Origin of the sequence: Streptomyces morookaense (assembly GCF_013030945.1) — a bacterium.
Classification (GTDB): domain Bacteria; phylum Actinomycetota; class Actinomycetes; order Streptomycetales; family Streptomycetaceae; genus Streptomyces; species Streptomyces morookaensis.
This window is the reverse complement of record NZ_JABBXF010000102.1, coordinates 14,288-39,349: the sequence shown is the minus strand read 5'-3', so window position 1 is coordinate 39,349 and position 25,062 is coordinate 14,288. Positions and strand designations below refer to the sequence as shown.

General features: G+C 71.7%; 18 protein-coding genes and 1 pseudogene. 15 read left to right on the top strand and 4 right to left on the bottom strand.

Features of this window, described 5'->3' with window-relative positions:
- A partial coding sequence (locus HG542_RS30725; RefSeq protein ID WP_171087225.1) for a non-ribosomal peptide synthetase occupies positions 1-4,818 on the bottom strand: 4,818 nt, incomplete at its 3' end.
- A 532-nt stretch (positions 4,819-5,350) separates the two neighbouring features.
- On the opposite strand from HG542_RS30725, the gene HG542_RS30720 reads away from it, so the two are divergent.
- The 8 genes from HG542_RS30720 to HG542_RS30685 all read left to right on the top strand — a co-directional run bounded on the left by HG542_RS30720 (position 5,351) and on the right by HG542_RS30685 (position 12,982).
- The gene (locus tag HG542_RS30720) at positions 5,351-5,500 is read left to right on the top strand and encodes a hypothetical protein (protein WP_171087223.1); all 150 of its coding nucleotides are present in this window, start codon (positions 5,351-5,353) and stop codon (positions 5,498-5,500) included.
- Positions 5,501-5,613: 113 nt separating this feature from the next.
- Entirely contained in the window at positions 5,614-8,757 is a 3,144-nt protein-coding gene (locus tag HG542_RS30715; RefSeq protein ID WP_171087221.1) for a lantibiotic dehydratase, read from the top strand.
- Complete coding sequence (locus HG542_RS30710) at positions 8,754-10,109, top strand: lanthionine synthetase C family protein (protein WP_171087219.1); 1,356 nt, start codon at positions 8,754-8,756, stop codon at positions 10,107-10,109. The genes HG542_RS30715 and HG542_RS30710 overlap by 4 nt, the downstream gene beginning before the upstream one ends.
- A 182-nt stretch (positions 10,110-10,291) precedes the next feature.
- The gene (locus tag HG542_RS30705) at positions 10,292-10,699 is read left to right on the top strand and encodes a cell division protein SepF (RefSeq protein ID WP_171087217.1); all 408 of its coding nucleotides are present in this window, start codon (positions 10,292-10,294) and stop codon (positions 10,697-10,699) included.
- A 24-nt stretch (positions 10,700-10,723) separates the two neighbouring features.
- Positions 10,724-11,893, top strand: coding sequence for an AAA family ATPase (locus HG542_RS30700; RefSeq protein ID WP_171087215.1), 1,170 nt, complete (start codon positions 10,724-10,726; stop codon positions 11,891-11,893).
- A complete protein-coding gene (locus HG542_RS30695) occupies positions 11,890-12,048 on the top strand; it encodes a hypothetical protein (protein WP_171087213.1) in 159 nt (52 codons plus the stop codon). The genes HG542_RS30700 and HG542_RS30695 overlap by 4 nt, the downstream gene beginning before the upstream one ends.
- Positions 12,045-12,404 carry a nucleotide pyrophosphohydrolase gene (locus HG542_RS30690; RefSeq protein WP_171087211.1) on the top strand — a complete coding sequence of 120 codons (360 nt, stop codon included), beginning with the start codon at positions 12,045-12,047 and terminating at the stop codon, positions 12,402-12,404. The genes HG542_RS30695 and HG542_RS30690 overlap by 4 nt, the downstream gene beginning before the upstream one ends.
- 119 nt (positions 12,405-12,523) lie before the next feature.
- A complete protein-coding gene (locus tag HG542_RS30685; RefSeq protein ID WP_171087209.1) occupies positions 12,524-12,982 on the top strand; it encodes a DUF6099 family protein in 459 nt (152 codons plus the stop codon).
- A gap of 23 nt (positions 12,983-13,005) precedes the next feature.
- Here HG542_RS30685 and HG542_RS30680 read toward each other — a convergent pair whose 3' ends face one another.
- Positions 13,006-13,248, bottom strand: a complete 243-nt coding sequence (locus HG542_RS30680) for a hypothetical protein (protein WP_171087175.1) — start codon at positions 13,246-13,248, stop codon at positions 13,006-13,008.
- 247 nt (positions 13,249-13,495) lie between these two features.
- On the opposite strand from HG542_RS30680, the gene HG542_RS30675 reads away from it, so the two are divergent.
- The 7 genes and pseudogenes from HG542_RS30675 (at position 13,496) to HG542_RS30645 (ending at position 22,494) form a co-directional block, all read left to right on the top strand.
- A complete protein-coding gene (locus HG542_RS30675) occupies positions 13,496-14,419 on the top strand; it encodes an LLM class F420-dependent oxidoreductase (RefSeq protein WP_171087206.1) in 924 nt (307 codons plus the stop codon).
- A gap of 52 nt (positions 14,420-14,471) precedes the next feature.
- Positions 14,472-15,419, top strand: a complete 948-nt coding sequence (gene mmuM, locus HG542_RS30670; RefSeq protein ID WP_171087204.1) for a homocysteine S-methyltransferase — start codon at positions 14,472-14,474, stop codon at positions 15,417-15,419.
- 119 nt (positions 15,420-15,538) lie between these two features.
- Positions 15,539-16,861, top strand: a pseudogene (locus HG542_RS30665) (AAA family ATPase); the annotation flags it as partial.
- A 70-nt stretch (positions 16,862-16,931) separates the two neighbouring features.
- Complete coding sequence (locus HG542_RS30660) at positions 16,932-18,155, top strand: arginine deiminase (RefSeq protein WP_171087200.1); 1,224 nt, start codon at positions 16,932-16,934, stop codon at positions 18,153-18,155.
- Positions 18,156-18,242: 87 nt separating this feature from the next.
- On the top strand, positions 18,243-19,244 hold the full coding sequence (gene argF / locus HG542_RS30655) for an ornithine carbamoyltransferase (RefSeq protein ID WP_171087198.1): 1,002 nt from the start codon (positions 18,243-18,245) through the stop codon (positions 19,242-19,244).
- 158 nt (positions 19,245-19,402) lie between these two features.
- A complete protein-coding gene (locus tag HG542_RS30650) occupies positions 19,403-20,236 on the top strand; it encodes an enoyl-CoA hydratase family protein (RefSeq protein WP_171087196.1) in 834 nt (277 codons plus the stop codon).
- Entirely contained in the window at positions 20,233-22,494 is a 2,262-nt protein-coding gene (locus HG542_RS30645) for a bifunctional salicylyl-CoA 5-hydroxylase/oxidoreductase (RefSeq protein ID WP_171087194.1), read from the top strand. Before HG542_RS30650 ends, HG542_RS30645 begins: the two co-directional genes overlap by 4 nt.
- Before the next feature lie 13 nt (positions 22,495-22,507).
- Here HG542_RS30645 and HG542_RS30640 read toward each other — a convergent pair whose 3' ends face one another.
- Both HG542_RS30640 and HG542_RS30635 read right to left on the bottom strand, forming a co-directional pair.
- Positions 22,508-23,341 (bottom strand): PaaX family transcriptional regulator, encoded by an 834-nt coding sequence (locus HG542_RS30640; RefSeq protein ID WP_171087193.1) that lies wholly within the window; start codon positions 23,339-23,341, stop codon positions 22,508-22,510.
- The gene (locus HG542_RS30635; RefSeq protein ID WP_171087192.1) at positions 23,334-24,965 is read right to left on the bottom strand and encodes an AMP-binding protein; all 1,632 of its coding nucleotides are present in this window, start codon (positions 24,963-24,965) and stop codon (positions 23,334-23,336) included. The genes HG542_RS30640 and HG542_RS30635 overlap by 8 nt, the downstream gene beginning before the upstream one ends.
- Positions 24,966-25,062: the final 97 nt, after the last annotated feature.

The window sequence follows — 25,062 nt, the reverse complement described above, 5'->3', positions numbered from 1 at the left end:
AGATGTTTCGTCGAGCAGCTCGTCGATGACGAGCACGCGGCACGAACCCGCCAGGGCCTGCACGGCCGCCCGCTCCGACTGCGCACGCGACACCAACAACGTCCGCGTGCCCGCTGATTCGAGCACCTCACCGATGCGCGCACCCGGCCACTCGACGTTCATCGGCACATACGCCGCACCGGCCTTCATCACCGCGAGCGTGGTGAGGACCTGGAGGTACCCCTTCTCCGCCAGGACGGCCACCGTCTCGTGCTCGTCGGGCAGCGTGCCGGGGGCCAGCAGCGCTCCGGCGAGGCGGACCGAGTCGTCGTGGAGGCGTCCGTAGGTGAACGAGGTGCCTGCGGCCGCGTCGACGACCGCTGTACCGTCGCGGCGGCCCGGCTCGTCCAGCCGGCTCTCGTAGAGGCTGAAGAGGGTGTGCTCGCTCACCGGCCGGTCGTCCGCGTTGGCCGCCTCGATGAGGGCGAGGTCTTCTGCCGGGACCGGGAGCGAGGGGAACGCCGCGGTCTCCCAGTCGAGTTCGGCCAGCTGCTCGATGAGGCGGCAGTAGCCGTCGTGCATGGCGTCGACCACCGCGTCGTCGAAGAGCTGCTCGACGTAGTCCCATTCGGCGACGAAGCCCTCGTCGGTCTCGTACGCCTTGTTGTCGAGCCACACCTGGGGCGTCTGCGAGATCGAGTAGTCGACGCCCTGGTAGGTGTCGTCGAGCGGCAGCTCGAACATGCTCGCGTTGCCCTTGGCGCCCAGCGTGCTGGTCAACACGACCGGAGCCACGATCTTGCCGACCGGTGTGGAGTGGCGTGTCTTCAGCAACCGTTGGAAGTCGACGCCGTCGAAGAGGTTGTTGTCGACGTCCTGGAGCAGTTCGCCATGCACCCGGCGCAGCTTGGCGGCGATGCCCAGCTCGCGTTCCGCCCGGTAGTCGAAGAGCTCCAGGACCGTGAAGTCACCGATGACGCCGTTGATGTCGGGGTGCAGGGGCAGCCGGTTGAACAGGGTGAGGTTCATGCACAGCTGGTCCTGGCCGCTCCACTGGCTGAGCACGCGGCTGAACAGTTCGACGATCAGTGCGGTCGGGCTGATGCCGTACTGGCTGCACCGGGCGGCCAGCTTGTCCCACACGGCCGCCGGGATCACCTTGCTCTTGCGCCGGAAGACGGGGGTGTCGACAGCGGAAGGTCGCTCCTTCAGGGGCAGCTTCAGGTCGAGGTTGTAGTCGTCGGCCTTGTTCTCCCAGTACTCCTGTGCCTGCAGCAGCAGCGGGCTCTCACGGATCCTCTCGTACTGCAGCACGTAGTCGCGGTAGCTGGTGCCGAGGGCGGGCAGGCAGCGCTGCGGGTCGGCGTAGAGCTGTGCCCACTCGTCGAAGAGGATGTCGAAGCTGCCCATGTCGATGATGAGCGCGTCGAAGCTGATGTGCAGGCGGAAGACGCCGTCGAGGCGGCTGAGCACCACATCGAACAGCGGGTACTGCTCGGGGTCGTAGAGCTTGTGGGAGTAGGTGCCCCGGAGCCGCTCCAACTCCTCCTGGTCGTTCAGCTCGTGGAACGCGATGCGGTAATGGGGGACCTCGGGCAGGAAGCGCTGCTGTCCGTCGCTGAACACCGTGCGCAGGGCGAGGTGCCGTTCGAGCAGCCGGTTGTACGCGGCCTCCAGGCGGGTGTGGTCGATGCTGCTGTAGCGGAACTCGCTGTAGACGTGCGTCGAGACGCTGCTGAGCTCGAAGCTGTTGAACCGGCCCAGGTAGTAGGTCTGCTGCACGTTGGTGAGCGGGAACGGCTCGTGCAGCTGCTCGGTGTCGGTGCCGTCGAGCACGTAGTCGCGGTAGGCGAAGTCGCCGAGGGTGGCCTCGACCAGCGGGGTCAGGCGGCGGATCGTCTTCTCGCGGAAGACGTCGCGGATCCTGATGTCGGACCCCAGCTCGCTGTTGATCTTGTTGACGAGCTTGATGCCGAGGATGCTGTTGCCGCCGAAGTTGAAGAAGTCGTCGGTGACGCCGATGCGCCGGCCGCCCTTGGCGGTGCTGCCGAGCACCTGGTCCCAGATCTCGCACAGCCGCGTCTCCAGCTCACCGGCCGGTGCGACGTAGCCCTGGGTCAGGAACTGCGCGGGGTCGGGCAGGGCGCTCCGGTCGGCCTTGCCGTTGACGTTGAGCGGCATGCTCTCCAGGTGGACGAGCACCGACGGGATCATGTACTCGGGGACGAGCGAGGCCAGGTGCTCCTGCAGTTCGGTGGTGTCGACGGGCTCGTCGGAGACGTAGTAGCCGACCAGGAAGCGGGATTCGTCGCCCTGTGCCGCGGCGGGCCGGTGGACGACGACGAGGCTCTGTTCGACGGCCGGGTGGGCGTCGAGGGCACTCTCGATCTCGCCGAGCTCGATGCGGTGGCCGCGCAGCTTGACCTGGAAGTCGTTGCGGCCGACGAACTCCAGCTCCCCGCCGGGCAGGGCGCGGACCAGGTCGCCGGTGCGGTAGATGCGCTCCTCCGGTACGGCGGGCCCGCTGCCGTCCGTCCTCTGCGGGGTCGTGACGAAGGCGCGTGCCGTCAGCTCGGGTTCGCCCAGGTAGCCGCGGGCGAGCCCGCTGCCGCCGATGTACAGCTCGCCGGTGACGCCCGGAGGCAGCGGCTGCATGTGCTCGTCGAGGACGTAGCAGCGGGTGTTGGCGACGGGCTTGCCGATCAGCGGCTCGGGGCTCCCGGGCGTCAGAAGGTGCCGGGTCGACCACACCGTGGTCTCCGTCGGCCCGTAGACGTTCCAGCAGGTGTCGACGGATGCGGCCAGCACGGGGGCGAGTTGAGGTGAGAGGGCCTCGCCGCCGCACAGGCCACGGATGGGCAGCCGCCTGCCGTCGAGGCTCTGAGTGATCAGATGCCACAGGGAGGGAGTCGCCTGGACGATGGCAACACCCTGCTCGATAAGGCTGATCAGCCTGCCGACGTCGAGCAGGTCCGAGCGGCCCGCCAGGACGACCGTGCCGCCGTGCAGCAGCGGCATGAAGATCTCCAGGGTGGAGATGTCGAAGGCGACGGTCGTCACGGCCAGCATCCGCTCGCCCGGCCGGAAGTCGATGCACCGGCCGATGTCGGTGGCGATGTTGACGTAGCTCCTGTGCTCGACCGCGACGCCCTTGGGCTTGCCGGTCGTGCCCGAGGTGAAGATGACGTAGGCGAGGTCGGTGCCGGCCACGGGCGTGTCGAGGTTGCCGCCCGGCTGTGCGGCCCACGCGGTGCGGGTGTCCTCGGAGTCCAGGGCGACCACGGGGAGTTCGCCGGTGAGGCCGGCGAGCCGTGCAGCGTGGGCGGTGTCACTGAGGGCCAGGGCGACCCCGGCGCCGTCCAGGATCGCGGCGGTGCGGCGGTCGGGGGAGTTCAGGTCCAGCGGTACATAGCCGCAGCCCAGTTTGAGCACGGCCACTGCGGCGATGAGCAGGTTCTCCGTGCGGTCGAGGTACAGGGCGATCAGATCGCCGGGCCGGGGCGCGTACCGGTCGTTCAGCAGCCGGGCGAAACGGTTGGCGGCCTCGTTGAACTCGCGGTAGGTGAGGGCGGTTTGCCCGTGGACGACGGCCGTTCCGTCCGGGTGCAGCGCGGCCTGTTCCTCGATGAGGCGGTGGATGGGCCGGTCTCCGCGGAACGGCGCCTCGGTGCGGTGCAGCTCGTCGTGGAGGCGCTGCCGCAGCGGGGCGGGGAGAGCCAGGAGCGCGTCGAGCCGCGTGGTGCCGTCGGCGAATTCCTGCAGTTCCGCGAAGAAATGGTCCAGGTGCTCGCGGAGCGCGGCCATGAAGGGGAGCCGGCCGGTGGTGATGATGTCCAGCGCATTGCTGTCGGGCCGGTAGCGCAGGGTCAGAGCGGCGCTGCTGCGGTCAGTGGTGCCGTCAGCAGTGCCGTCGGCAGTGTCGAATTCCACCACGACCCGCGGGTCGAGGGCGTCCCGGTACACCGCGTCGAAATCGTGGAACAGATTGCTGCGTACGTCGTGGGTCGTTCCGTTGATGCACTCGTCCAGTTGAGCCGACCGGAAAGACCGGTCGGCCTCGACGTATTTGCGCATCCGGCCGTCGCCTGTGATCAGGTCGTAGCCGTAGACGCCAGTCTTCCGCGAGTTGAGCAGCATCTGCAGCGTGACACAGAGCCATTCCAGATGCTTCGCCGTGAGGAGTTCCGACGGCAGGTCCGGACGGTACGTGGTGACCTCGGTGGCGCTGTCCGGGTGGTCCGTGCCGGTCACGTCGGTGATGTCGAAGCGGTCCTCGCGGGCATCGGCGGAGCGGGCACGCCTGGTCAGCGCGGCGGCTGCCGTCTCCCAGCGGAGAAGTTCGGCGAGGTCGTGCGGCCGTTCCTGGCGGGCGCGGAATTCCAGCGAGTCGTGGCCCTCGCGGGAGAGGCGTATCAGGGCGTCGACGCAGACGTCCGCCAGGGCGGTCCGCAGGACGTCGGCCGACGGGACGGCGGCCCCGTCGAGCGGGTTGTCCCGGCAGACGGTGCTGGAGACGACGGCTTCGCTGCCGGGCAGCTGTACGAGGCAGCCGGCCGTCGAATGCCCCGCTGCCGCGCGGAGTTCGAGCCCCAGCACGGGCGCCGTGGAGCGGCCTGCGGTTCCCGCCGAGGAAATTTCGTAGTCGAGCTGCCGGATGTCCGGTGTGCCATTCCCGATGACATGTGCATTATGTGTGAAGCGCTGTTGCCATGCACCGCTGCGGACCGCCGGATCGTCGTCCCATGCATAGACAAAGTGGCCGGCATCCACAAGATAATCGGCGATCTCCTGGCCCAGCAGGCCCAGTTCCGCGCCGACCAGCACATGGAGAACCTTCACTGTCGCTCCCTGTTTCCACGATACGGCGGCATGCAGGGGTCATCACCGGATCGCGCCCCCGCATGCACTGGCATCACCACGGCGGCAGGCGCCGGGCATTCTGACGACCCGGGGGACTCCTGCGTATTGCGTCCCGCCCCCGGGAAAGGTGCATCAACCACGGGTGAGGCAATCACCGGCTCTCGCCGAGTGTCAAGGAAAAAAATCTCAGTTGATCGCGGACGATGCGCAGTGCCCGTCGGTATAAGAGTGGCTTTGGGTTTCCAATGCAATTCCTTATGAGGATGCGGTGAAAAGCTGCCCGTGTCGCCGGGCGCCGAGCGGCTCCAGTGGTGGGGCCGATGTCGAACGTCCCTGGTCACGGCCGGAGTTCAACTGCAGCGAGCTCCCTTGCCAGAACGCGCCGTGTCGTTGATGGTCTGCTCCGGAACCAGGCTCCTGCACGTCGCCCGGTCCAAGTCCCGCGGCCCGACGGGGGACTTCTGCATTCGCGGGTTTCCCGGGGCCGACCACAACATGGGAGGTATGCGTCATGACGACGATTGCAGTCGAGACGGAATTCGACCTGGACCTCGACCTGGAGGTCGTGCCGCAGGAAGGGACCGCCTTCGGTCCGCACACCAGCGTCACCATCACCGGCACCTGCATGTCGTGTCCGGTGACCGTCATGTACTGCCACTGAGCAGTCGGCGCCGAGTAATCGGCCGTTTGTCAGTGACCAGTTGACCCGTGTGCGGCGGAGACGCGGACCATCGCGTTCCCCGCCGCACACCGGCGCCGCGGAGACGGGTGCGAATGACTGCCGAGACCGAATTCGAATTCGCGGGCGTGGCATTGCTGCGTGCGGCCGTACTGCCCCTGCCCGCCGGGAGGGAGCCCGGCGCGGTGGACGGCAAGGCGGCCGGCGGCGAACGGCCTGTCAGGGAACGTATTGCGCAGCTGACGGCCGATGCGGCGTTCATGGCTGCGGTGAGCCTGGCGAGCCCGAGCCTCGCGGGGGAGGCCCGGCGGGCGGCGGCCGGAGAACCGCTCAAGCCCAAGAGGCTGCGCCGGATCCTCGTCTCTCTGGTCAAGTACCGCTTGCGCATGACCTTTCGGCCCACCCCATTCGGATTCTTCGCGGGAGTGGCCCTCGCCGAATCCGGCCCCGTTCCCGTGCGGGAACTCGGCAGCGAGCACCGCAGTTCCAGCCGGCCGGACGCGGCATGGCTGGATGCGGTCGTGGACAAGCTTGCCGAGGTGCCGGGCATTCCGGAGCGCACCCGGCTGGTCGCCAACGACCTGCACACCGTACGGGACGGCCGGCTGGTGCTCCTCGACTTCTACGATGCCGACGGATCCAGCCAGTTGGCGCATTCTGTGCGGATGACGAGCGTGGTCCGCTGCGCCCTGGAGTGTGCCTCCGCGCCCCTGCCCCGGCCCGAGCTCGTCGAGCGGATCGGTGAGCACTTCCCCCACGCGCCGGACGGCGCCGTCGCGCGCGTGGTCGCCCAGCTCGTACGCGGCCGGTTTCTGCTCAGCGACCTGGTCCCGCCGCCCGACGCCGCCGACCCCCTCGGACACGTACTGGAACGCCTGCACGGCTGCGACCACTTCCTCGCCCAGCAACTGCGGGAGATCCGCACCGCCCTGTCCGCTCTGGACGCGGCACGGCCCGCGGACCGCGGTGCCGCACTGGCAGCCGTGAGCGAACGGATGCGAGTACTGCACCCGGCCGAGAACCTCGTCCAGACGGATCTCGCGGTCGACGCCCGTCTCGTGCTGCCGACCGACGTGAGCCGTGAGGTCGAGCGCGCCGTCACGGCGCTCTGGCGCACCTCCCGGGCCCGGCCGGGCAGTTCGGCACTGCGCGCGTACCACGGGCGCTTCCTGGAGCGGTACGGGACCGGCCGGCAGGTGCCGCTGCCGGAACTGCTCGACGAGGCCCGCGGCCTGGGGCTCCCGGAGGAGTTCCGGCAACAGCCCGGTGAGACGCCGGAGCCGCACCCCGATGCCGAGCGCACGGACCGCGTGCTGGGCGAGCTGTTCCTCGACGCCACGCGCCGCGCCGCAGCCGTGCCGGGCGCTGTTCCCGAAGTCGTGCTCGACGATGCCGTGCTGAGGTCCCTCGCTCCGCCGGACCCGCGACCGCGGCCCGCCTCGCTGGAAGTGGGGGCCGAAGTGGTGGCGGACAGCTGGGAGGCGTTGTGCGCGGGGGACTTCCGGCTCGTCCTGGGGGCCAACCCGGGCTCACCCCTGGCCGGAGCGACGTTCAGCCGGTTCGCACCGGTCCTCGGCGAACGTGCCGGACGCATCGGCGAACTCGTCCGCAAGGGAGCGGAGGCCACCGCGGACACCGCCCGCACCGCATGCGTCGCCTACCGGCCGCGCGTGATGCGCTCGGCGAACGTGGCCACCGTCCCCCAATGGCTCCCGCACCGCATCCCCCTCGGCGTCGGCCCCGCGGCCGCCGGCACGGTGACGGACCTGCACGCACCCGATCTGGCCGTGTATGCCGACACCGACCGGCTGCACCTCGTCGACACGGTCACGGGGGAGAGAGTGCGACCGGTGTCGTACTCCATGCTCAACCCGATGAGCGGGCACGTCCCGCCCACGGCACGCTTCCTCCTGGAACTCGGCCGGGAAGGACAGGAGTGGTGTCTGCCGTGGACCTGGGGCCCGTATGCCACAGCCCCCGTCCAGCCGCGGGTGACGTACGGCAGGACCGTCCTCTGCCCCGCACGCTGGCTCCCCGACGGGCAGTTGACCGAAGCGGTCGGCAGCGGTGACACCGCCTGGTCCGAACAGGTGCAGCGGTGGCGGGACCAGTGGGGCGTACCGCGCCACGTCCTGCTCACGCGCGTGGACCACCGGATCGCAGTCGACCTCGACGACCCGCTGCACCGGCTGGTCCTTGAAGACGAACTGAAGCACCCTGCCGGTCTCGTCGTGGTGGAACAGTACGGCGGACACGAAGGACGGCAGTGGCTGTCCGGCCCGGACGGGGCCCATGCGAGCGAGTTCGTCTTCCCGGTCGTCGGGCGCCGGACGCCCGGTGCGCTGCAATCCGTCCCGGTCCCGGTCCCGGCCCAGGTGCCCGACCGCGCGGCCGCCGCGTACCTCCCCGGAGGAGAGTGGCTGTACGCAAAGGTCTACGTGCCCGAGGCGCTGCAACCACGCGTGCTCGCCAAGTACTTGTCAGAGCTGGCGGACTCCGAACGGCTGGCCGCGGTCGGTGTCGACTCCTGGTTCTTCCTGCGCTACGCGGACCCCGACCCCCATCTGCGGCTGCGCTTCCAAGGGAAGCCGGCCGAGCTGTGGTCGCGGCTGCTGCCCGAACTCCGGCAGTGGGCGGAACGGCTGCGTGCTTCCGGGCTGGCCGGACGGCTCGTCCTGGACACGTACGACCCCGAGATCGAGAGGTACGGCGGCGCAGCCGCGATCCAGCACGCCGAGCGCGTCTTCCATGCCGACAGTGCTGCCGTGCTCGAGCAGTTGGCCGCGTCGTCCGGCGGCCCGGACGCGCTGCCGCCGACCGTCCTCGCCGCCTTGGGGGTGCTCGACGTGCTCACCCGGCTCGGTACCGAGGACGAGGCCCTGGGCTGGCTCCGGAACGGCCCCGCCCCGGCCCGGCGCGGCGACGTCCCGCGTGACCGGAAGAAGCACGTGGCCGACCTGCTCGACACATGCGGACGCCCGCAGCTGCCTGCCGCGTTGGAGGCCGTACCGGGTCTCGCCGCGGCCTGGTCGCACCGCTCCGCCGCCCTGGACGCTCTGCACGACGCCCTGGCAGGAACGGAGGACCACGGCCGGAGCAGGCCGACGGCCGCGCTGAGCCTGGCGCACATGCACTGCAACCGGCTGCTGGGCCCCGCGCGCGACCAGGAGACCCTCGCGCACGCGACCGCCCTCGAAGGGCTCGCCCTGCACCTGAGCAGGAAGAGGCAGGTCCGATGAGCCAGTTGCCGCCGTCCTGTGCGCAAGCCCGGGAGACCGCAGCCGACGTGGCCGGACACCTGGCCGACCCCGCCCGGGTCGCCGCCGTGACGGCCCGGGCGTACGACAGCGCACCGCCCGCCCTGTTGCTCCCCGGCTGGCGGCCGTCCTCACTGCTGCTCGGACACGCCGGCATCGCCGTGCTGCACGCCCGCCTGGCACAGGACGACCCGCGCTCGTCCGCCACGGCACACGCCCATCTGGCCGCTGCCGCTGCGGCCGCCGCGAAGGCCGGACCGGCGAGCGCAGGCGAACTCGTGCTGCCCGCCCTGCTGCAGACCGCCACATCAGGTGGATACACCCGCCTCCTGGCGCGCAGCGCCGAAGTGCACGCCTCTTATGTGGCAGCGGTGACGAAACAACTGACCGCTCGGCGGCGCGTGAACGGCCCCGGACTGTCGTACGCCGACTACGACACGATCGCGGGCCTTGCGGGTCAGGGACGCGTCCTCCTGCTCAACGCGCAACACGGCGACGGGCGCAGCGCCGACGTGCTCATGGATGTGCTCGTCTGGCTGACCGGTCTCGCACAGCCCGTCCGCGTCGCCGGACACGAGGTCCCGGGTTGGTGGTGCGCGCCTGAACGGTATGTCGTGGAAGACGACCGCACGGTCTATCCGCGAGGTGACTTCAACATCGGTGCGGCGCACGGTATTTGCGGCCCTCTCTCGCTGCTGGCGCTGGCGCAGCTGGCGGGGTACCGGGTGCCCGGCATGCAGGACGCCTTGCGCACCATGGCCGACTGGGTGGCGGAGAAGGAACACAAGGACTCGACAGGCGCCCGGTGGCCGGGGCGTGTGGCCTACGACGCCGAGACGGTGCCCGCGCCGGGGGAGCCGCGGTCCAGTGCGGGCTGGTGCTACGGCACGGCGGGCATCGCGTGGGCCCTTCACCTCGCGGGCGAAGCGCTCGCCGACGAGGCCCTGACGGAACGGGCCCACAGTGCCGTGCGGGAAGCGTTCCGCAGGCCGCTGGAAACCGGCATGCGGGAGGACCTGACGCTCTGCCATGGCCGATCGGGTCTGCTGCACGCGGGCGTGCGGACGGCCGCGGCAACCGGTGACGTGACGCTGTGGGCGGATGTGGATGCCATGGCCGCTGCGATCGCCGCCGGGTTCGACGCCCAGGCCGCCTTCGGCTACCGGCAGGTCCTGCCGCCCGGCACCGGAGCCCGGTCGCTCGACGCCCCCGGCGTGCTGGACGGAGCCGCGGGCGTCGCCCTCGCACTGCTCTCGTACGCCGATGCCCGTGCGGGCCGCCCCGCCGCACGGTCCGGCGAGAGCATGTGGGACGCTGCTCTCCTGATGAGCTGACTGGTGACCTGACTGCACAGCAGCACCCACCGGATCGTCAACCGCTGCTGCTGCCAAGGAAGCTGACGGCACATGGTCGACGGGCCGCGCCGCGCGGCGCGTGTCATTGGGCCGAATGGGGCCGGTTGTCCCTAGAATTGCGGGATGTACATAGTCAGCACGTTCCCCGGAGGGGTGAGCCGGTGAACAGGTCCGAGGCCACCGATGAGCAGTGGGAGGGACTTGCCGAAGTGGTCCCGCTGCGCGGGCACCACGCTTGGCCGTCCTGGCCCGACCACAGGGCCCTGCCAGAGGAGGAGACGGCGCGGGACCGGCGGCGTCTGGTCGTTCTGCGTGTGCAGTTCTTCGCGGACATACGGGAGGTCGCCGAGCACTTGATGGACGGGGTGCCGGTGGTGCTCGACCTCACCAGTGCCGACACCGAGGTCGCCCGGCGGATCCTCGACTTCGCCAGCGGCGTGGTCTTCGGCCTGGGCTGCGGGATGCACCGGATCGACACCAACGTCTTCCTGCTCGCACCCGAGGGGACCGAGGTGGGGTCCGGGTACCCCGATCGTAGGAAGAGTGATCAGCTGAAACGGTTTGGCTGAACGGTTGCCGCATACGGTCCGGGCATGGACACACACCGTGCCCGACCGGCCGCCGTCTTCGAGCGGCCCACCGTCACCGAACTCCGGCTCTCCGCTTTCAAGTCCCACCGCAACGCCGTCTTCCCGCTCGCCCCGATGACCCTCTTCCGGGGCGCCAGCGGCAGCGGCAAGTCCAGCGCGCTGCAGGCCTACGAAGCCCTCGCACGGCTCGCCGGCGGCGACACCCTCGAAGAAGCGCTGGCCCCCGTGGCCGGTGGTGCCGGCGCGTGTGTGCCGCAGCATGCCAGGCCCGACGCCCAGGGACGGCGCGGGTTCCGGATCGGCTGCACGGTCGAGGGGCCTGTGGGGCCGGTGAAGCTGGATGTGGCGGTGCAGGCCGAGCCCGAACTGCGGGTCGTGGGAGAGCGGTTGACGGGATCCGGGAGGACGCTGCTGTCCACGGCGCTGCGCGACCCGGAACAGCCGCGGGTCGAGGCCGCCTGGCACACGGCCGGGTCCGTGCCCGTCACGCGCGCGCCCCTGCCGGACGACCGGCTCGGCACGGCGCTGCTGCCGCTGCGCGTCGCCGGCAAGACCGCGGGGCAGCGCATGGTGCTCGACGCGGCCGAACAGGTTCTGATCGCGCTGCGCTCGGTCTTCGCCTGCGACCCGCGTCCGGAGCTGATGCGCGCACCCGTCGCCGCGCGCGACGGGCGGCTGCGCGGCGCCTGCGACAACGTTGCCGCGGTCCTGGGCCGCACCCGCAGCGAGTGCGTCACCCGGCACGCCCTCCTGGTGTCGGCGGCGGAGGCGGGGTGCCGGGGCCAGGTCGAGGGGCTGTCGGTGCAGGGGCTGGAGGGCGGCTTCGTACGGGCCGTCCTGGCCCGCAGCGCGGGGGCGGCCACACCGCTGGAGCGGCTGGGGGACGGGGAGTTGCGGTACCTCGCGCTGAGCCTGGTCCTGCTGACCGGCCCCGGGGTGCTGGACGTGGAGCCGGTGGCCGAGGTATTGCCCGCGCGCCAGGTGCTGACGGTGCTGGCCGACGGGCTGGACCGGTGCCTGGATCCGCGCCAGGCGCGGGAGCTGCTGGAACTGGCGGGGCGGATGTGCCGCCGGGGGCATATCCGGCTGGTGGGGACGGTGCGCGGGGAGGTGGGTTCGGTGGTGGAGGAGGCGGAGGATGTGGCGATGGTAGACCTGGGGTGTGATGGATGACCGTGAAGAACCGGGACGTGGCGGACACGATGGACGCGGTGGACATGATGGACGCGATGGGCGCGGTGGGTGCGAGGGACACGGCGGGTATGACGGGCGTGGCGTATGCGACGAGTGCGGCGCCGACCGCAGCGCCGGCGGCGCCGCGGACGTGAAGGCGCTGCAGGAGCGCCTCGCCGCCTTCGCGGCGGCGCGCGACTGGCAGCCGTTCCACACGCCCAAGAACCTCGCCGCGGCGCTGAGCGTCGAGGCGTCCGAACTGGTCGAGATCTTCCAGTGGCTGACGCCGGAGCAGTCGGCCCGGGTGATGGCGGATGCGGGCACGGCGGCGCGGGTCGAGGACGAGGTCGCGGACGTGCTGGCCTACCTGCTGCAGTTCTGCGAAGTGCTGGGGATCGACGCGCTGGCCGCGCTCTCCGCGAAGATCGACCGCAACGAGCGGCGGTTTCCGGTAGGCGGTCGGGGGCCCGCCACGGGCGGCGATCATGGCGATCGTCACTCTCCGGAGTGATTGAGTTATCCACACCCGATTTGGTATCCACAGATTTCTGAATTCCCCTGGCTTTTCCGGCAGTTAGTCATCACTCTGGGTAGTGGAAGTGCGCAGTCGGAAAATGTGGGGGACGGGGCATGGACGCGGTGCGGCTGATCAAGTCCACGCAAGCCGCCCTGGCGCAGGCCAGGACGGTGCGCGAGATCGTGGTCGAGGCATGGCAGACACAGGCGCTGGCGGAGGTGATCGGCAGTCACCTGACGGTCCACGGGCCCTTCGAGGCCCGGGCCGCGGCCGGCGGACTCAGCGAGGCGGGCGGCAGGGCCTCCGGCGCGCTGCGGCAGATCGCGCTGCGCGCCGGAGTGTTACGGGCGTCGCAGCTCTCCGAAGTGCGCGACCCCTGGCAGGCGTTGAGGGATCTGGCCGATCTCCTCGGCGAGGTGGGCATAGCCCTGGTGGGCGTCGCCTGCGCCTGTGAGGAGGACGCCGTCTACTGGCAGTGCATCGAGGCCATCGATGCCGCGGACGAGACGAGCGACCGGGTGGGCGCCCTGCTGAGACGGCTCGCCCTGCGGGAGCACGGGGGTGCCGCATGAAGCCCGCACGGCCGGGCGGCCGGTCAGCCCCCAGTGCGGTCTCCGGCCGCGCTGTCCGGGCCGGCGCCGCCCGCGTCGTGCGCGGGCCCCGCCGCGGACGGGAAGCGCTGGGCCGAGGACTGAAGGTCGGCGTCGAGCTGCGACAGGTTGGCGTTGAGCGCTGCCATCAGCTCCTCCATCTGCTGCAGCAGGCCCTTCGGTGCATCCTGCTGCGGGGAAGCGGCCTCGCTCGGCGCTGCCTCGTCGGGCACGGCTTCCTGGGTCATGGTGGCCTCCTCGGCCCCGGCCCTCCCGGTGCGGGCGGGCGGTGTTGCGGTTGTCGTCTCCGGCAGCGGACACCGGCGCGGGGGCCGGGCGGTCCGGCTCCGCCCCAGCCAACGATCACCGGGCGCGCCGGATACTGGCGGGCGGTGCGACGGTCTGCGGGGGTGACGGAAATTCACCCGACCGAAGTGGGCGGGGCGGGTCGGGTGCTGATCGGTTGACGCACGTTCGAGCAGGCAGGATGGAGGTATGGACCTGCGCATTTTCACCGAGCCCCAGCAAGGGGCGAGCTACGACACCCTGCTCACCGTCGCCAAGGCCACCGAGGATCTGGGCTTCGACGCGTTCTTCCGCTCCGACCACTACCTCGCCATGGGTTCCGCGGACGGTCTGCCCGGGCCGACCGATGCCTGGATCACCCTGGCCGGGCTCGCCCGGGAGACCCGCCGCATCCGGCTGGGCACGCTGATGACCGCGGGGACGTTCCGGCTGCCCGGCGTCCTCGCGATCCAGGTGGCCCAGGTCGACCAGATGTCGGGCGGCCGGGTCGAGCTGGGCCTGGGGGCGGGCTGGTTCGAGGAGGAGCACACGGCATACGGCATTCCTTTCCCGAAGGAGAAGTTCGGCCGCCTGGAGGAGCAGCTGGCCATCATCACGGGCCTGTGGGAGACGGAGGTGGGCAGCACCTTCAGCTTCGACGGCAAGCACTACCGGCTCGCCGACTCCCCTGCGCTGCCCAAGCCCGCGCAGGGCAAGGTGCCGGTGCTGATCGGGGGTCACGGTGCCTCGCGCACGCCGCGGCTGGCGGCGAAGTACGCCGACGAGTTCAACATCCCCTTCGCGTCCCTCGAGGACACGGAGCGGCAGTTCGGCCGGGTCCGGGCGGCAGCCGAGGCCGCCGGGCGCAAGGCCGACGAGCTGGTGTACTCCAACGCCCTGGTGGTCTGCGTCGGCAAGAACGATGCCGAAGTCGCGCGGCGGGCCGCCGCCATCGGCCGCGAGGTGGACGAGCTCAAGGCGAACGGCCTGGCGGGCTCCCCGGCCGAGGTGGTGGAGAAGATCGGGCGCTATGCGGATGTCGGGTCCTCCCGGATCTACCTCCAGCTCCTCGACCTGGACGACCTGGACCACCTGGAGCTGATCTCGTCCCAGGTCATGTCCCAACTGGGCTGAGCCACCGGCTGGACTGGGCCACCGGCCCCGAGACCGAGGAGAGGAGCACCCGGTGCCCGCGCCATCCGTACCGCCCGTACCGCTCGCCGACGCGCTGGCGCGCGGCCCGCTCGTCCTGGACGGCGGGCTGTCCAACCAGCTGGCGGCGCAGGGCTGCGACCTGTCCGACGAGCTGTGGTCGGCCCGCCTGCTCGCCGACGACCCGCAGCAGATCGAGGACGCGCACGCGGCGTATGTGCGGGCAGGCGCGCGGGTGCTCGTCACGGCGAGCTATCAGGCCACGTTCGAGGGGTTCGCCCGCCGGGGCGTGGGGCGGGAGGAGGCCGCGGCGCTGCTGCGGAGCAGCGTCGCCCTGGCCCGGCGGGCGGCGGCCCGGGCGGAGCGGGAGGTGTGGGTCGCCGCGTCCGTCGGGCCGTACGGGGCGATGCTCGCTGACGGCAGCGAGTACCGCGGGCGGTACGGGCTGGGGGTGGCCGAGCTGGAGCGGTTCCACCGGCCGCGGGTCGCGGTGCTGGCCGAGGCGCGGCCGGACGTGCTCGCGCTGGAGACGGTGCCGGACGCCGTCGAGGCCGAGGCCCTGCTGCGGGCGGTGCAGGGGTGCGGTGTGCCGGTGTGGCTGTCGTTCAGCGCGGCCGGGGAGCGCACCCGGGCCGGGCAGCCGCTGGCGGAGGCGTTCGCGCTCGCCGCGGGGAACGAGCAGGTGATCGCCGTCGGGGTCAACTGCTGTGACCCGCATGATGTGGGCCCCGCGGTGGAGACCGCGGTGCGGGTCACGGGCAAGCCGGTCGTGGTGTACCCGAACAGCGGGGAGGGATGGGATGCGGCGGCGCGTGACTGGCGGGGGCGCTCCACCTTCGAGCCCGGGCCCGCCCGGGAGTGGGTGGTGGCCGGGGCGCGGCTCGTGGGCGGCTGCTGCCGTGTGGGGCCGGAGCGGATCGCTGCGCTGGCCGAGGTGATCGGCGGCGGACCGGCCGCCGGTGGTGCGCGGCCCGTGCCATAGGGTGGCCGCGGCATGAGGTGATCTTCGCCGCCCTGTGCACCGTCGGGCCCCGCGGCCCGCCGAGCCGACGGAGCACCCGGCGTGTGAGGGGGCGAGGCCGGACAGGAGGGCGAGGCGGCATGAGCACGAGCGAGGCGGAAGGACTGCGGACTCCCCGCGTTCTGTCCGTTCCCGAGCTGTGCCTGGTGGTGCTCGTCGGGGCCACCGGATCCGGCAAGTCCACTTTCGCGGCACGGCACTTCGGGACCACCGAGATCGTCTCCTCCGACGCCTGCCGGGCCCTGGTCGGTGACGATGCCGACGACCAGAGCGCGAATGCCGCCGCGTTCGAGGTGCTGCACTGCATTGTCGACAAGCGGCTGGCCCGGGGCCGCCTCACCGTCGTCGATGCCACCAACGTCCGTCCGGAGAGCCGCAAGGAACTCCTCCGGCTGGCCCGCGAACACGACGTGCCGCCCGTCGCCGTCGTGCTCGACGTCCCCGAGCATGTCTGCGCCGAGCGCAACGCCGCCCGCCCCGGCCGGGTCGCCCCGCCGCGCCAGGCGCTGCAGCGGCACCTGAGTGAACTGCGGCGTTCCCTGGGCCGGTTGGAGAGCGAGGGCTTCCGCCACCGGGTGCACATTCTGCGCGGTGCCGAGGAGGTCGAGGCGGCCGAGGTCGTCCGCGAGCGCAACCCGCACGATCTGCGGCACCTCACCGGCCCGTTCGACATCATCGGCGATGTGCACGGCTGCCGCTCCGAGCTGGAGAGCCTGCTCGGCGTGCTCGGCTATGTCCTCACCCGCGACGCGGCCGGCAGGCCCGTCGGCGCCGTGCATCCGGCGGGGCGCACCGCGGTGTTCGTCGGCGACCTCGTCGACCGCGGCCCGGACAGCCCCGGTGTGCTGCGCCTGGTGATGGGCATGGTCGCCGGTGGTCACGCCCTGTGTGTCGCCGGTAACCATGAGAACAAGCTCGGTCGGCGTCTCGGCGGCCGCGGGAACGCGGCCACGAACGGCCTCGCCGAGACCCTCGCGCAGCTGGACGAGGAGAGCCGGCGGGATCCGGCATTCCCCGGGCGTGTGCGGGAGTTCATCGATGCGCTGGTCAGCCACTACCTTCTCGACGGCGGCCGGCTCGTCGTCTGCCACGCCGGGCTGCCCGAGAAGTACCACGGCCGCACCTCGGGCCGGGTCCGGGCGCATGCCCTGTACGGCCGGACCACGGGCGGGACGGACGAGTACGGCCTGCCCGTGCGCCTGCCGTGGGCCGAGGAGTACCGGGGCCGCGCCGCCGTCGTCCACGGCCACACCCCGGTGCGCACGGCGGCCTGGCTCCACAACACCGTCTGCCTCGACACGGGAGCCGTCTTCGGCGGCCGGCTGACCGCTCTGCGCTGGCCCGAGCGCGAGCTGGTGGACGTCCCGGCCGAGCGGGTCTGGTACGCGCCGGCACACCCGTTGCCCTAGGGGCTCCGGCACTCCGTGCCGTCCATGCCGAGTATTCGTCCCGCTCCGGGGCGAGGATGGAGGCATGGGATTCCACGTCGATTCCGAGGCCGGGCGGCTGCGCCGCGTCATCCTGCACCGCCCGGACCTGGAGCTCAAGCGCCTCACCCCGTCGAACAAGGACGCCCTCCTCTTCGACGACGTGCTGTGGGTGCGCCGTGCCCGCGCCGAGCACGACGGCTTCGCCGACGTGCTGCGCGAGCGCGGCGTCGAGGTGCACCTCTTCCAGGACCTGCTGCAGGAGAGCCTGCAGGCGCCACGGGCCCGCTCCCTGGTGCTGGACAGAGTCTTCGACGAGAAGGAGTTCGGCCCCCTGGCCACCGGCCACCTGCGGGACGTCTTCGACGGGATGCGCGAGGCCGAGCTGACCTCGTGGCTCATCGGCGGCATGACCAAGCGGGAGTTCCTGGAGCGGCACGCCGAGCCCGTCTCCGTCCGCTTCCACGCCATGGACCTGGACGATTTCCTCCTGAACCCGCTGCCCAACCACCTCTTCACCCGCGACACCTCGGCGTGGATATACGACGGCGTGAGCATCAACGCGATGCGCTGGCCCGCCCGTTGGCACGAGACCGTGCACTACGAGGCGGTCTACCGGCATCATCCGCTCTTCGCCACGGGCGATTTCCGCGTCTGGTGCGAGGGGCAGTCGGCCTATCCGTCCACCATCGAGGGCGGCGACGTGCTCGTCATCGGCCGCGGCGCCGTGCTGATCGGCATGAGCGAGCGGACGACCCCGCAGGCGGTGGAGATGCTGGCCCGCGGGCTGTTCGCCGCGGGCTCGGCGAAGACGATCGTGGCGCTGGACATGCCGAAGCGGCGCGCGTTCATGCACCTGGACACCGTGATGACCATGGTGGACGGCGACACGTTCACGCAGTACGCGGGCCTCGGCATGCTCCGCTCGTACACCATCGAGCCCGGCGCGGGGGAGCGGGAGCTCAAGGTCACCGACCATCCGCCGGAGCATATGCACCGCGCCATCGCCGCCGCCCTGGGGCTGGACTCCATCAGCGTCCTGACCGCCCGGCAGGACGTGCACGCGGCGGAGCGCGAGCAGTGGGACGACGGCTGCAACGTGCTGGCCCTGGAGCCGGGCGTGGTGGTCGCCTACGAGCGCAACGCCACCACCAACACCTGTCTGCGCAAGAACGGCATCGAGGTCATCACCATCCCGGGCAGCGAGCTGGGCCGGGGCCGGGGCGGGCCGAGGTGCATGAGCTGCCCGGTCGAGCGGGACGCCGTGTAGGAGGGGCAGGGGAGAGCGTGCATAATGATGCGAATGCTTGTATGAGCTTCCATATCCCGTGCAGTTGCCAGACCTAGGAGCCACCCCATGGCGACAGACCTCAAGGGCCGCCACCTCCTCAAGGAAACGGACCTCACCGCCAAGGAGTTCCACGGCCTGATCGAGCTGGCCGCCGAGCTCAAGGCCGCCAAGCGGGCGGGCAGCGAGGAGCGCCGGCTCCAGGGCCGGAACATCGCGCTGGTCTTCGAGAAGACCTCCACCCGCACCCGCTGCGCCTTCGAGGTCGCCGCCGCCGACCAGGGCGCCTTCACGACCTATCTCGACCCCGCGGGCTCGCAGATCGGCCACAAGGAGTCCGTCAGGGACACCGCACGGGTGCTCGGCCGGATGTTCGATGCCATCGAGTACCGCGGCCACGGCCAGGAGACGGTCGAGGAGCTGGCCGCCCACGCGGGCGTCCCCGTCTTCAACGGCCTCACCGACGAGTGGCACCCCACCCAGATGCTGGCCGACGTGCTCACCATGACCGAGCACACCAGCAAGCCCCTGGAGCGCGTGGCCTACGCCTACCTCGGCGACGCCCGGTACAACATGGGCAACTCCTACCTCGTCACCGGCGCCCTGCTCGGCATGGACGTCCGCATCGTGGCGCCCGAGGAACTGTGGCCGTCCGCCGAGGTGGTGGCCGAGGCGCGCCGGATCGCCGAGACCAGCGGTGCGCGGATCACGCTCACCAAGGACGTCGGCGAGGGCGTGCGCGGCGCCGACTTCATCGCCACCGACGTGTGGGTGTCGATGGGCGAGCCCAAGGAGGTGTGGGACGCCCGGATCGCCCTGCTCGCGCCGTACGCCGTGACCATGGACGTCCTGCACGCGACGGGCAACCCGGCGGTGAAGTTCCTGCACTGTCTGCCGGCCTTCCACGACCTCGGCACCTCGGTGGCCCGCGAGATCCACGAACGGCACGGGCTGACCTCGCTCGAGGTGACGGACGAGGTCTTCGAGTCCGTCCACTCCGTGGTGTGGGACGAGGCGGAGAATCGTATGCACACCATCAAGGCGTTGATGGTGGCGACGTTGGGGGACTGATCGTTTCGTCGGCAGCGCGGGCCGGTTGTGGCCGGTCGCGCAGTTCCTCGCGCCCCTTACGGGTGCGCGATTCCTATCGCGCACCCGTGACGGCAGTCACACAACGGTGATAACTTCCCCGGGCAGGCACACCCCTTCGGCCGAAGGAGGACGCCCCCATGAGTCCGTTCACCGGTTCCGCATCCCGTACCGGCGCCGAGGAGTGGCGGCACCTGCGCCTCGCCCTCGACGCCGGTGTCGCGACCGTCACCCTCGCCCGGCCCGGCCGGCTCAACGCCCTCACCTTCGGCGCCTACGCCGACCTGCGCGACCTGATATCCGAGCTCGCCCGTGACGGCAGCGTGCGCGCCCTCGTCCTCGGCGGCGAGGGAGCGGGGTTCTGCTCCGGCGGCGACGTCGACGAGATCATCGGCGCCACCCTCGCCATGGACACCCGGCAGCTCCTGGACTTCAACCGGATGACCGGCCAGGTCGTCCAGGCCCTGCGCAGCTGCCCGTTCCCCGTGATCGCCGCCGTGCACGGCGCGGCCGCCGGGGCGGGTGCCGTGCTCGCGCTCGCCGCGGACTTCCGTGTGGCCGACCCGACCGCGCGCTTCGTCTTCCTCTTCACCAAGGTCGGCCTCTCCGGCGGCGACATGGGCGCCGCCTACCTGCTGCCCCGCGTCGTCGGCCTCGGCCACGCCACGCGCCTGCTGATGCTCGGCGAACCGGTCCGGGCCGACGAGGCCGAACGCATCGGCCTGATCAGCCGGTTGACGGACACGGGCGGCGCCCCCGCCGCCGCCCGCGCCCTCGCCCGCCGCCTCGCCGACGGGCCCGCCCTCGCCCACGCCCAGACCAAGGCCCTCCTCACCGCCGAACTCGACATGCCGCTCTCCGCCGCCGTCGAACTCGACGCAGCCACACAGGCGCTGCTGATGAACGGCGCCGACTACGCCGAGTTCCACGCCGCGTTCACCGCGAAGCGGCCGCCCGAGTGGCAGGGCCGATGAGCGCACCGGCCGCGCAGCGCGTCGCCGTCATCGGCGGCGGCCCCGGCGGCCTCTACGCCGCCGCCCTGCTCAAACAGCGCGCATCCGACCGCGAGATCACCCTCTGGGAACGCAACGCCCCCGACGACACCTTCGGCTTCGGCGTCGTCTTCTCCGACGAGACGCTCGACGGCATGGAGAGCGCCGACCCGGCCGTCTTCGCCGCACTGCGACGCGAGTTCGTCCGCTGGAACGACATCGACATCGTCCGCCGCGGCACGGTGCTGCGCTCCGGCGGACACGGCTTCGCCGCCCTCGGCCGGCACCGGCTCCTGGAGATCCTCCACGAACGCTGCCGCGCCCTCGGCGTCGACCTCCGCTTCCGCACGGAGGCACCGCCCGCCGCCGAACTGGCGCGCTCGTACGACCTCGTCGTCGCCGCCGACGGCGTCCACAGCCGCACGCGCGACGTCCACCGCGACCACTTCCGCCCCACCCTGACCACCCACCGCTGCCGCTACATCTGGCTCTCCGTCGAACGCCCGCTGGACGCCTTCCGCTTCGAGATTGCCGAGACCGAGCACGGCATCGTGCAGCTGCACGCGTACCCGTACAGCGCCGGGGCCAGCACGGTCGTCGTCGAGATGCGCGAGGAGGTGTGGCGGCGGGCGGGCCTCGACCGGTGCGACGAGGCGGGGACCCTCAAGCGGTGCGGCGCCTGCTTCGCGGAGCTTCTCGACGGCCGGCCGCTGCGCTCCAACCGCTCGGCCTGGACGGCCTTCCGCACGGTCGTCAACGAGCGCTGGTGGCACGGCAATACGGTCCTGCTCGGCGACGCCGCCCACACCGCCCACTTCTCCATCGGCTCCGGCACCAAGCTCGCCGTCGAGGACGCCGTGGCCCTGGCCGCCGAGCTGGACCGGCAGCCGGACGTCGCCGCGGCGCTGGCCGCCTACGAGGCCGGACGGCGCCCCGTGGTGGAGTCCACGCAGCGCGCCGCCCGCGCGAGCCTGGAATGGTTCGAGGACCTCCCGGTCCACATCGGGGGCCCGCCGCGGCGGTTCGCCTTCGACCTGCTCACCCGCAGCCGCCGGGTCACCCACGACAACCTGCGCCTGCGCGACCCCGGCTTCGTCGCCGCGGTCGAGCGCGAGGCCGGTGTCCCGGCCGGGACACCGCCGATGTTCACCCCGTTCCGGCTGCGCGGACTGACCCTGCGCAACCGGGTCGTCGTCTCCCCGATGGACATGTACTCCGCCGTCGACGGCACTCCCGGCGATTTCCACCTCGTCCACCTCGGCGCGCGGGCGCTGGGCGGCGCCGGGCTGGTGATGACCGAGATGGTGTGCGTCAGCGCGGAGGGCAGGATCACACCGGGGTGCGCGGGGCTGTACGAGCCCGCGCACGAGGAGGCCTGGAGCCGTATCACCGCCTTCGTCCACGACCGGGCCCCCGGCACCGCCATCGGTGTCCAGCTCGGCCACTCGGGCCGCAAGGGCTCGACCCGCCTGATGTGGGAGGGCATCGACCGGCCGCTGCCCGACGGCAACTGGCCCGTCGTGGCGGCCTCGGCGATCCCGTACCGCGCGGGCGTCAACCAGACGCCGCACGCGCTGACCGTGCCCGAAATGGCCGTGATCCGCGAACAGTTCGCGACGGCCGCCCGGGCCGCCGCCCGCGCCGGTTTCGACCTGCTGGAACTCCACTGCGCCCACGGCTACTTGCTGTCCGGCTTCCTCTCGCCGCTCACCAACCACCGCACGGACGCGTACGGCGGCAGCCTCGACGCCCGGCTCCGCTACCCGCTGGAGGTCTTCGACGCGGTACGTGCCGCGTGGCCCGCGGAACGGCCCATGACCGTGCGGATCTCCGCTACGGACTGGGCGGAGGGCGGCACGACGGCCGACGACGCGGTCGTGATCGCCCGGGCGTTTGCGGAGCGGGGCGCCGACGCCGTCGACGTCTCGACGGGCCAGGTCGTACCCGACGAACGCCCGGCGTTCGGGCGCTCGTACCAGACACCGTTCGCGGACCGGATCCGGCACCAGGCCGGGGTACCGGTCATCGCGGTGGGGGCGATCTCGTCGTGGGACGACGTCAACTCCCTGATCCTGGCGGGCCGCGCGGACCTGTGCGCGCTGGCGCGCCCCCACCTGTACGACCCGCACTGGACGCTGCACGCGGCGGCGGAGCAGGGGTACGAGGGGGCGGGGGCAGTGTGGCCGGTGCCCTACCGGGCGGGGAGCCGGCGGCCGCCGGCGGGGCGGGGCGCCCCCTGACGGGGCGCCCCCCTCACAACACCGGCGCCACGAATTCCTCCCCCGCATCCCGCAACCGCCCGTGCAGCGCAGCGAACACCCGTGACGCCCGCCCTCCGGGCCAGTCCGGCGGCAACAGGGCCGCCGGAAGGCCGGGATCGGCGTACGGCAGGCGCCGCCACGAGTCCAGTGCCAGCAGATAGTCCCGGTACGCCGCCTCCGCCGGCACCGGACGCCGCCGCGACCAGCGCCGCAGCACCGGCTCGTGCGTCTCGAGGAACGCCCGGTGCTGCTTGGCGAGCGCCTCCAGGTCCCACCACCGCGCCACCGACTCCACGGTCGGCTCGAACCCCAGATGACTGCCGCGGAACAGGTCCACGTACCCCGACAGGCCCAGCCGTTCCAGCGTGTGCCGCGTCTCGTCGTGCACGTGGGCCGGTGCGATCCACACCCCGGGCGCGGCCGTTCCGAAGCCGAGGCGCGCGAGCCGGGAGCGCAGCAAGTGCCGCTTGTGGCGCTCCTCTTCGGGGACGGAGAAGACCGCCAGCAGCCAGCCCTGGCCCGAACGGGCCGACGGGCGGCCGTAGATGCGCCGGTCGCCGTCCTCCAGGAGCTGCCGGGCGGCGTCCGACAGCCCGTATCCGGCCGCACCGGACGCCGTGCGGCCGGACACGAGCAGCCCGCGCCGCTTGAGGCGGGAGACGGCGGACCGCACCGAGGGTGCGTCCACGCCCACCGAGCCCAGCAGCCGGATCAGTGCCGCGATCGGCACCGGTCCGGCGGGTGTTCCGGTGCTGCCGCGGCCGTAGGCGCCGTAGAAGGTGACGATGAGGGACCGTGGAGTGTGGGGCGGTTGCTGGTCAGTCACGGGGAAACTGTAAAGGGCCGGAGCGCAGCAGGAACCGCTGTAATTTGCCGGTTGGCGTGCGGGGCAGGGTATCGAGGAACACGATCTCGCGAGGGCACTTGTACGGAACGATCTCCTTTTTGGTGAACTCCCGTAGCCTCGCGGCGGTTTCGGGATCGCGCGGAACTCCGTCCCGTAGTACCACATAAGCCACCACGACCGCGCCCCGGTGCGCGTCCGGCCGCCCCACGACGGCCGCCTCCCGCACGTCGGGATGGCGCAGCAGGGCCTCCTCGACCTCGGGCCCGGCGACGTTGTGGCCGGCGGACACGATCATGTCGTCGGCACGGGCGACGAAGGTGAAGTAGCCGTCCGCGTCGCGGACATAGGTGTCGCCGGTGATGTTCCAGCCGTCGCGCACGTAGTCGCGCTGCCGCGCGTCCGTGTCGGCCAGGTAGCGGCATCCGGTCGGGCCGCGGACGGCCAGCAGGCCGGGCCGCCCGTCGGGGACCGGCCGTCCGTCGGGGCCGAGGACGCAGGCCTCGTAGCCCGGCACGGGCAGGCCGGTGGCGCCGGGGCGGGCGGCGTCGTCGGCGGCGGAGATGAAGATGTGCAGCATCTCGGTGGCGCCTATGCCGTTGATGAGGCGCAGTCCGGTGGCCCGGTGCCAGTCGTGCCAGAGAGCGGCGGGCAGGTGCTCGCCTGCGGAGACGCATCTGCGCAGCGACGAGATGTCGTGGTGGCGCGAGCCCAGTGCGCCGAGCATGCTGCGGTAGGCGGTCGGGGCGGTGAACAGCACGGATATCCGGTGGCGTTGGATGTCGCCGAGCAGCCGCTCGGGCCCGCCCCAGTCGGCCAGCAGCGTCGAGGCGCCCGCGCGCAGCGGGAAGACGACGAGCCCGCCGAGCCCGAAGGTGAAGCCCAGGGGCGGGCTGCCCGCGAACACGTCGTCCGGGCGCGGGCGCAGCACGTGGGCGGAGAAGGTGTCGGCGACGGCGATCACGTCCCGGTGGAAGTGGGCGCAGGCCTTGGGCCGTCCGGTGGTTCCGGAGGTGAAGGCGATGAGGGCGACGTCGTCCGCGGAGGTCTCCACCGGTGCGTAGGACGAGGGTTGGTGAACGGCGCGCCACAGCAGGTCGTCCGCCGTGTTGCCCCCGTACGGCGTGATCCGCAAGTGTGGTATACGCGCATTCGCGAGACCGTCCGTCGACCGGGTGTCGCAGAGGGCGTGCCGGACGTCGGCGATGCGGCATATCTCGGCGAGCTCACGCGGCCGTTGTGCGGCGAGGACGGTCACGGCGACGGCCCCCGCCTTCATCACCGCCAGCCAACAGGCCGCCAGCCATGGCGTGGTGGGCCCGCGGAGCAGGACGCGGTGGCCGGGCAGGACCCCGAGGTCGCCGGTGAGGGTGTGCGCGATCCGGTCGACGTTCTCCCGGAGTTCCCCGTACGTCCACACGCCCCCGGATCCGTCACGGACCGCGGGCCGGTCCGCTCCGAGCCGGGCGATCGTGCCGTCCAGCAGCTCCGCACCGCAGTTGAGACGTGCGGGGCCGGGGAGGGGCCGCAGTCCGGGCCACCGGTCGGCGGGCGGGAGGTGGTCGCGGGCGAAGGTGTCGACATGGGCGGACGGCATGAACTCCACGGCGGATGCGCCCCCTTGGCGGGGTGGTGGTTGGGGGTCTTGTGTCGCTACCGATCCGCTGTCAGCGTATCGAGTTGATGACGGCAGTCAACAGAGC

What these genes read in the sequence shown, in the direction of transcription:
- HG542_RS30720 (WP_171087223.1), top strand. Translation starts at nt 5,351, where the DNA reads ATGACGACGATTGCAGTCGAGACGGAATTCGACCTGGACCTCGACCTG.
- HG542_RS30715 (WP_171087221.1), top strand. Translation starts at nt 5,614, where the DNA reads ATGACTGCCGAGACCGAATTCGAATTCGCGGGCGTGGCATTGCTGCGT.
- HG542_RS30710 (WP_171087219.1), top strand. Translation starts at nt 8,754, where the DNA reads ATGAGCCAGTTGCCGCCGTCCTGTGCGCAAGCCCGGGAGACCGCAGCC.
- HG542_RS30700 (WP_171087215.1), top strand. Translation starts at nt 10,724, where the DNA reads ATGGACACACACCGTGCCCGACCGGCCGCCGTCTTCGAGCGGCCCACC.
- HG542_RS30695 (WP_171087213.1), top strand. Translation starts at nt 11,890, where the DNA reads ATGACCGTGAAGAACCGGGACGTGGCGGACACGATGGACGCGGTGGAC.
- HG542_RS30685 (WP_171087209.1), top strand. Translation starts at nt 12,524, where the DNA reads ATGGACGCGGTGCGGCTGATCAAGTCCACGCAAGCCGCCCTGGCGCAG.
- HG542_RS30680 (WP_171087175.1), bottom strand. Translation starts at nt 13,248, where the DNA reads ATGACCCAGGAAGCCGTGCCCGACGAGGCAGCGCCGAGCGAGGCCGCT.
- HG542_RS30675 (WP_171087206.1), top strand. Translation starts at nt 13,496, where the DNA reads ATGGACCTGCGCATTTTCACCGAGCCCCAGCAAGGGGCGAGCTACGAC.
- HG542_RS30660 (WP_171087200.1), top strand. Translation starts at nt 16,932, where the DNA reads ATGGGATTCCACGTCGATTCCGAGGCCGGGCGGCTGCGCCGCGTCATC.
- argF (WP_171087198.1), top strand. Translation starts at nt 18,243, where the DNA reads ATGGCGACAGACCTCAAGGGCCGCCACCTCCTCAAGGAAACGGACCTC.
- HG542_RS30650 (WP_171087196.1), top strand. Translation starts at nt 19,403, where the DNA reads ATGAGTCCGTTCACCGGTTCCGCATCCCGTACCGGCGCCGAGGAGTGG.
- HG542_RS30645 (WP_171087194.1), top strand. Translation starts at nt 20,233, where the DNA reads ATGAGCGCACCGGCCGCGCAGCGCGTCGCCGTCATCGGCGGCGGCCCC.